Here is a 5,989-nt window from a genome sequence, read left to right as displayed (position 1 = left end):
GCACGGACGGGATCTCACTGAACGCCCAGGCGATCCCGCCGGCCGCGTTCTGGTCGGCGAGCGCGTCTATGCCGAGCGAGGCGGGCGGGTTCCGGAACGTCTCCACCATCGGCTCGGACGCCATCATCAACGCGATGCCGAAGAACGCGTGGAAAGGCATACCGGCGAACAGCTCCAGCATCCGCATGAGATGTCCCGGCCGGTGCGGTCCCGGATCGACACCGATGATCGGCCAGAAGAAGACGACGCCGACGGCGAGGAAGTGCACCATCATCGCGATGTGCCCGGCCTTCGAACCCATGAGGAAGTCGAACAGCGGGCTGAAGTAGAGCGCGTACAGGCTCGCGATGAACAGCGGGATGGTGAAGGCGGGATGGGTGATGATCCGCATGTACCGGCTGTGCAGCAGGGCCAGCAACAGCTCGCGGGGCCCCTTTCGGCCCTTCCCGGCGACGGGCAGCGCCCGCAGGGCGAGCGTGACCGGGGCGCCCAGCAGGATGAAGATGGGCGACAGCATGCTGATGACCATGTGCTGCACCATGTGCACGCTGAACATGACCATCCCGTAGTCGTTCAGCCGGGTGCACATCACGAGCACGATCGTCAGCACACCGACGACGAACGACGCGGTACGCCCCGCGGACCAGGAGTCCCCGCGTCGCCGCAGCCGCACCACACCCCACCCGTACAGCGCGAGCCCGGCGACACAGGCGACGAGGAAGAACGGATCCGCCGACCACTCCAGCCCCCGCCCCAGCGTGAACGGCGGCAGATCCATGGTCATGCCGTGCCCGCTGTGATCCATCCGGCGGCTCCTGATTCGTGGGGGGTTGTGCACTTCTTGCCGACCCCAGAGTAGAACCGCCCCCGACCGCAGTTGCGACCGGGGGCGAGTGTCCCTACCTCAGAGGCGCGGGGAACCACAGCTCACCCGCAGACGAACGCACGAGCCGCAACCCTCAGAGCACGGTCTCCGCCTCGTCGTACCGCCCGGAGGGAACCGTCTTCAACGTCTCCACCGCCTCGGCCAACGGCACCATCACGATGTCGGTCCCCCGCAACGCGGTCATGCGCCCGAACTCCCCCCGGTGCGCCGCCTCCACCGCATGCCACCCGAACCGCGTCGCCAGCACCCGGTCGTACGCCGTGGGCGTCCCACCCCGCTGGACGTGCCCGAGGATCACCGGCCGCGCCTCCTTGCCGAGCCGCTGCTCCAGCTCGACGGAGAGCTGCCGGGCGATCCCGGCGAACCGCTCGTGGCCGTAGATGTCCTTGCCGCCCTCGTCGAACTCCATGCTGCCGGCCTTCGGCTTCGCCCCCTCCGCCGCGACGACGATGGCGAACCGCTTCCCGGCCTCGAACCGCTCGCCGACCCGGCGGGCCAGCTCCTCGATGTCGAAGGGCCGCTCGGGCACGACGATGGCGTGGGCGCCGGCGGCCATGCCGGAGTGCAGGGCGATCCAGCCGGTGTGCCGCCCCATGACCTCCACGACGAGCACCCGCTGGTGGGACTCGGCGGTGGTCTTCAGCCGGTCGAGAGCCTCGGTGGCGACCCCCACGGCCGTGTCGAAGCCGAAGGTGACGTCGGTGACGGCGATGTCGTTGTCGATGGTCTTCGGCACGCCGACGATCGGCAGGCCGGCGTCCGACATCAGCCGGGCCGCCTTCAGCGTGCCCTCACCGCCGATCGGGATGATCGCGTCGAGGCCGAGCTCGGCGACATGGCCCTTGGCCCGCTCCACGCCGTCCCGCAGGTGCGAGGGCTGGACCCGGGAGGACCCGAGGATGGTGCCGCCGCGGGCCAGGATGCCGGCCACGGCGTCGAGGTCGAGCTTGAGGTAGTCGCATTCCAGGAGGCCCTTCCAGCCGTCCCGGAAACCGATGACCTCGTCGCCGTGGTCGACGACGGCACGGTGGACGACGGACCGGATGACGGCGTTCAGGCCGGGGCAGTCGCCGCCGGACGTGAGGACACCAATGCGCATAGCCCGAAACAACCTTCTCCACGTGGGCCGGAGACCGGACCACGCTGTCCGGCTGTCATCGCCGTCACCCTACCCGCGCGAGGGGGGCGTTCCGTACCCGGCGTCCGCCTGCTGGACGTGCCCGCACATGTGAGCGGACACCCTGCCAGGCGGGCCCGGAACCGGTCTCTCCGATACAGCTCAGGCGGGCTGCTGGGCGGACGCGATGCGCTCGGTGCGGAGCGCCTCGTACCACCGGTCGTCGATCGGCGGCAGCGCGTTGACGTCGAGCGCCAGCTTCAGCAGCAGGTCGGCGATGAGCGGGTTGCGGGCCAGCACCGGCCCGTGCATGTAGGTACCGAAGACGGTCTCGTTGTACGCGCCCTCCGTGCCGTCCCCGGTGCCGTTGCCCCGGCCCAGCTGGACCCGGGCGAAGGGGCGGGCGGTGGGACCGAGCTGCGTGACGCCCTGGTGGTTCTCGAACCCGGTGAGCTGGGGCAGCCCCAGGCGCGGGTCGATGTCCGCGAGGACGTCACCGACGCAGCGCTCGCCGGTGCCGCGCACGGTCGTCACGTCCAGCAGGCCGAGCCCCGGCTCCCGCTGCCCCAGGTCGTTGATGAACTCGTGTCCGAGGATCTGGTAGCCGGCGCAGACGGAGAACACGATCGCGCCGTTCTCCACCGCCCGGTACAGGTGCCCGTCACGGCGCAGCCGCTCGGCGGCGAGCCGCTGCGGACGGTCCTCGCCGCCGCCGATCAGGTAGATGTCGCCGGAGGTCGGGATCGGCTGGTCGCTGCGCACGTCCAGCCGGGCCACGTCGAGGCCGCGCTGCCGGGCCCGGCGCTCCACGACGAGGGCGTTGCCCTGGTCGCCGTAGGTGCTGAGCAGGTCGGGGTAGATCCACACCAGCCGCAGTTGGTTGTCGCTCATGAGGTGATCGTTCCTTCGGGGTCAGTCAGTTGCCGACGCGGCGGCGCAGGTCCTGGAACGCGGTGTAGTTCGCGATGACCTCGATACGGCCCGGCGGGCACATCTGCACGGCCTGGTCGAGGGAGTCGCAGACCTGGAAGTGCTGGTTGGCGACCTCCAGACGGACGGCGAGGTCCAGCTTGCGGTCACCGAGCACGAAGATCGGGTGGCCGGTGAGGCGCGTGTAGTCCACGTCCCACAGCCAGGAGGTGTCGGTGCCGTCCGCGCCGCGCGCGTTCACCGAGAGGATCACCGGGGTCGGCGGCGGGTCGATCAGCGAGAAGGTCTCCAGCCAGCCGGCCGGGTTCTTGGCGAGGAGCAGCCGCAGGTCCCGTCCCTGGAACTGCACGACGTCGTACCGCCCCGCGACGGCCTGCACCTGGTACATCCGTTCCAGGGCGACCTGCGGCGGCACCCCGAAGACGGCGGCGACGGCGGCCGAGGAGGCGGCGTTCGCCTTGTTGGCGCGGCCCGGGAGCTGGAGGTGGATGGGCCAGGCGGACCCGTGCGGGTCGAGCACGTGGTCCCCGGACAGCACCCAGCTCGGGGTCGGCCGACGGAACCCGCACTCGCCGCAGAACCAGTCGTCGCCCGGCCGCTGCATCACGCCACCGCAGGACGGGCAGGACCAGGCGTCGTCCTTCCACATCTGCCCGGCGGCGACCCAGACCACGTTGGGGGAGGAGGACGCTGCCCACACCACCAGCGGGTCGTCGCAGTTCGCCACGATGACGGCCTTCGACCCGGCCAGGCCCTCCCGCCAGTTCTCGGCGAGCATCCGGGTCTCGGCGGCGCGGTCGAGCTGGTCGCGGGAGAGGTTGAGCAGGGCGATGCACTTCGGGTCGGTGTCCCGGGCCACCCCGGCCAGGTACTTCTCGTCGACCTCGATGACGCCGAACTTGGACTCCGAGCCGCCGGCAAGCGCCGACGTGATGCCGGCCGGCATGTTGGCCCCGAGCGCGTTGGACACGACCGGCCCCGCGGCCTTCAGTGCCTCGGCGATGAGCCGGGTGGTCGTCGTCTTGCCGTTCGTCGCCGAGACGAGCGTCACGTCCAGGTTCTGGGCGAGCCGGGCGAGAAGGTCGGGGTCGAGCTTGAGAGCGACCCGGCCCCCGATCACGGATCCGCTGCCGCGCCCCGCTGCCCGCGATGCCGCCGCGACCGCCTTGCCCGCGGTCACGGCCAGCTTGGCCCGCGGCGTGAGCGGGTCCGAGTTGCCTGCCATCAGTTCTCGATCCTCCTTGCGTACGCGCCGCGCCTCAGCCATCCGGCAACGTGGTGTGAGGCAAGCCTATCGAGATCCGTTCGCACACCCGAATTGCGGCCCTCGCCTGCGCGGCGGGCAGGGGCCGATTCGAACCGTACCCTTGCGGCCATGCGACACGGTTCCATTCCGGGCGCCCGCGGGCGGGTCCGGCCCCTCACCCTGCTCGGCGACCCCGTCCTGCACGCCCGTTGCGCGGAGGTCACCGACTTCGGCCCCGAACTCTCCCGTCTGGTGGAGGACTTGTTCGCGACGATGTACGCGGCGGAAGGGGTGGGCCTGGCGGCCAACCAGGTGGGGGAGCCGCTGCGGGTGTTCGTCTACGACTGCCCCGACGACGAGGACGTCCGCCACCTGGGCCACGTGGTGAACCCACGCCTGGTCACGACGGACGGCGTGACGCTGCGCGGCCCGGAGGGCTGCCTGTCCCTGCCGGGCCTGGAGGCGGGCACGGAGCGCTACGACCACGCCGTGGTGGAGGGCTTCACGGCCCAGGGCGACCCGGTCACGATCGACGGCACGGGCTTCTTCGCGAGATGCCTCCAGCACGAGACCGACCACCTGGAGGGCCACGTCTACGCCGACCACGTCACAGGCCGGCGCAAGCGCAAGCTGATGCGACAGGTGGCCAAAGCTTCGTGGCACCGGTGAGGCGACGGCACACGGCCTTCAGAACCCAGGACCTCCGATCCTGTCCCCCGCCGCAGCAAGCCGTCCCCACAGCAGGTCGGCCAGACTCTTGACCAACTCGTCACGAGAGCACGGCCGTTCCCCCAGCCACCAGTCCCCGGCCGCATGCATCATCCCGACGATCCCGTGCCCCCACACCCGGGCCAGCTGCTGACTGTTCGGTCCCAGGTCCAACCGGTCCTCGATGACCTGCGCCAGTTCCTCGCCCATCCTCCGCAGCAGCGGCGCCGAGTGCTTGCCGACATCGAACCCCTGGTCCGCCCCGGTGCTGCCCTCGGCGGGGTGCATCAGGAACCGGTACACCTGGGGCCGCGCCTCGATCGCCGCGAGGTAGGTGTCCAGTGTCGCCTCGACCCGCTCACGACGGTCCGCGGGCGCGTCCAGCGCCGCACGCAGCGAGTTCAGCAGCGCGTCCGTGTGCCGCTTGGCCAGCGCCGCGTAGAGCCCGCTCTTGTCGCCGAAGTGCCGGTACAGGATCGGTTTGGTGATGCCGGCCTCCGCTGCGATCGCGTTCATGGAAGCCTGTGGACCGTCGCGCAGCACCACCCGGTCGGCGGCCTCCAACAGCTCACGCCGTCGGCGGTCGGCGGACCGCTGCTGTTCGGTCCGCTGTGTGGTGTCCATGTGCTCTCCCCACCCCGTGCTGTTTCGGTGACGCCTGCGCAAACTAACACCTGGCAGCCGTCCCGTATCGAACTGGCTGCCGAGGTGACCTCGGGAGTTGACTTTTCCTACTGACCAGTAACAGACTTGGGTTACCGCTAGTAACACATTATGCGCCGCCGCTGGAGGGGTCATGGCCGAGTTCACCATGGAGCTCAACGACGAACAGAAGGAGGTCCGGGACTGGCTGCACGGTTTCGCCGCCGACGTCATCCGTCCCGCCGCCGCCGAATGGGACGAGCGTGAGGAGACTCCCTGGCCGGTCATCCAGGAGGCCGCGAAGGTCGGCATCTACTCCCTCGACTTCTACGCGCAGCAGTACTTCGACCCCACCGGCCTCGGCATCCCGATGGCCATGGAGGAGCTGTTCTGGGGCGACGCAGGCATCGCCCTGTCCATCGTGGGCACGGGCCTGGCCGCCGTCGGCGTCCTCGCCAAC

7 protein-coding genes are annotated in these 5,989 nt (G+C 70.2%); 2 read left to right on the top strand and 5 right to left on the bottom strand.

Translation table 11 applies throughout. From position 1 onward, the window contains the following. The 4 genes from ABZ646_RS38155 to ABZ646_RS38140 all read right to left on the bottom strand — a co-directional run. Nucleotides 1–805: cytochrome c oxidase assembly protein (locus tag ABZ646_RS38155; RefSeq protein WP_360529760.1), on the bottom strand; the 805-nt coding region annotated here is incomplete at its 3' end. 154 nt (nucleotides 806–959) lie between these two features. Continuing rightward, on the bottom strand, nucleotides 960–1,985 hold the full coding sequence (locus tag ABZ646_RS38150) for a 6-phosphofructokinase (RefSeq protein ID WP_360529757.1): 1,026 nt from the start codon (nucleotides 1,983–1,985) through the stop codon (nucleotides 960–962). Between the two features lie 180 nt (nucleotides 1,986–2,165). Beyond that, the gene (locus ABZ646_RS38145; RefSeq protein WP_132887877.1) at nucleotides 2,166–2,894 is read right to left on the bottom strand and encodes a glutamine amidotransferase; all 729 of its coding nucleotides are present in this window, start codon (nucleotides 2,892–2,894) and stop codon (nucleotides 2,166–2,168) included. A gap of 25 nt (nucleotides 2,895–2,919) precedes the next feature. Beyond that, on the bottom strand, nucleotides 2,920–4,158 hold the full coding sequence (locus ABZ646_RS38140) for a MurT ligase domain-containing protein (protein WP_360529754.1): 1,239 nt from the start codon (nucleotides 4,156–4,158) through the stop codon (nucleotides 2,920–2,922). Between the two features lie 150 nt (nucleotides 4,159–4,308). On the opposite strand from ABZ646_RS38140, the gene def reads away from it, so the two are divergent. Further along, nucleotides 4,309–4,848 (top strand): peptide deformylase, encoded by a 540-nt coding sequence (gene def, locus ABZ646_RS38135; RefSeq protein ID WP_360529751.1) that lies wholly within the window; start codon nucleotides 4,309–4,311, stop codon nucleotides 4,846–4,848. An 18-nt stretch (nucleotides 4,849–4,866) separates the two neighbouring features. Here the strand turns inward: def and ABZ646_RS38130 are convergent, their stop codons facing one another. After that, complete coding sequence (locus ABZ646_RS38130) at nucleotides 4,867–5,511, bottom strand: TetR family transcriptional regulator (RefSeq protein ID WP_360529748.1); 645 nt, start codon at nucleotides 5,509–5,511, stop codon at nucleotides 4,867–4,869. Nucleotides 5,512–5,683: 172 nt separating this feature from the next. On the opposite strand from ABZ646_RS38130, the gene ABZ646_RS38125 reads away from it, so the two are divergent. Further along, the coding region (locus tag ABZ646_RS38125) for an acyl-CoA dehydrogenase family protein (RefSeq protein ID WP_360529745.1) at nucleotides 5,684–5,989 on the top strand (306 nt) is incomplete at its 3' end.

It is taken from the genome of Streptomyces sp. NPDC007162 (genome assembly GCF_040634175.1).
In the GTDB taxonomy this organism is placed as follows: Bacteria; Actinomycetota; Actinomycetes; order Streptomycetales; family Streptomycetaceae; genus Streptomyces.
The sequence above is the reverse complement of the archived record's forward strand: the minus strand, read 5'-3'. Positions and strand labels throughout refer to the sequence as shown.

Coding starts and splice junctions, on each gene's coding strand:
- ABZ646_RS38150 (WP_360529757.1), bottom strand. CDS start 1,985: ATGCGCATTGGTGTCCTCACGTCCGGCGGCGACTGCCCCGGCCTGAAC.
- ABZ646_RS38145 (WP_132887877.1), bottom strand. CDS start 2,894: ATGAGCGACAACCAACTGCGGCTGGTGTGGATCTACCCCGACCTGCTC.
- ABZ646_RS38140 (WP_360529754.1), bottom strand. CDS start 4,158: ATGGCAGGCAACTCGGACCCGCTCACGCCGCGGGCCAAGCTGGCCGTG.
- def (WP_360529751.1), top strand. CDS start 4,309: ATGCGACACGGTTCCATTCCGGGCGCCCGCGGGCGGGTCCGGCCCCTC.
- ABZ646_RS38130 (WP_360529748.1), bottom strand. CDS start 5,511: ATGGACACCACACAGCGGACCGAACAGCAGCGGTCCGCCGACCGCCGA.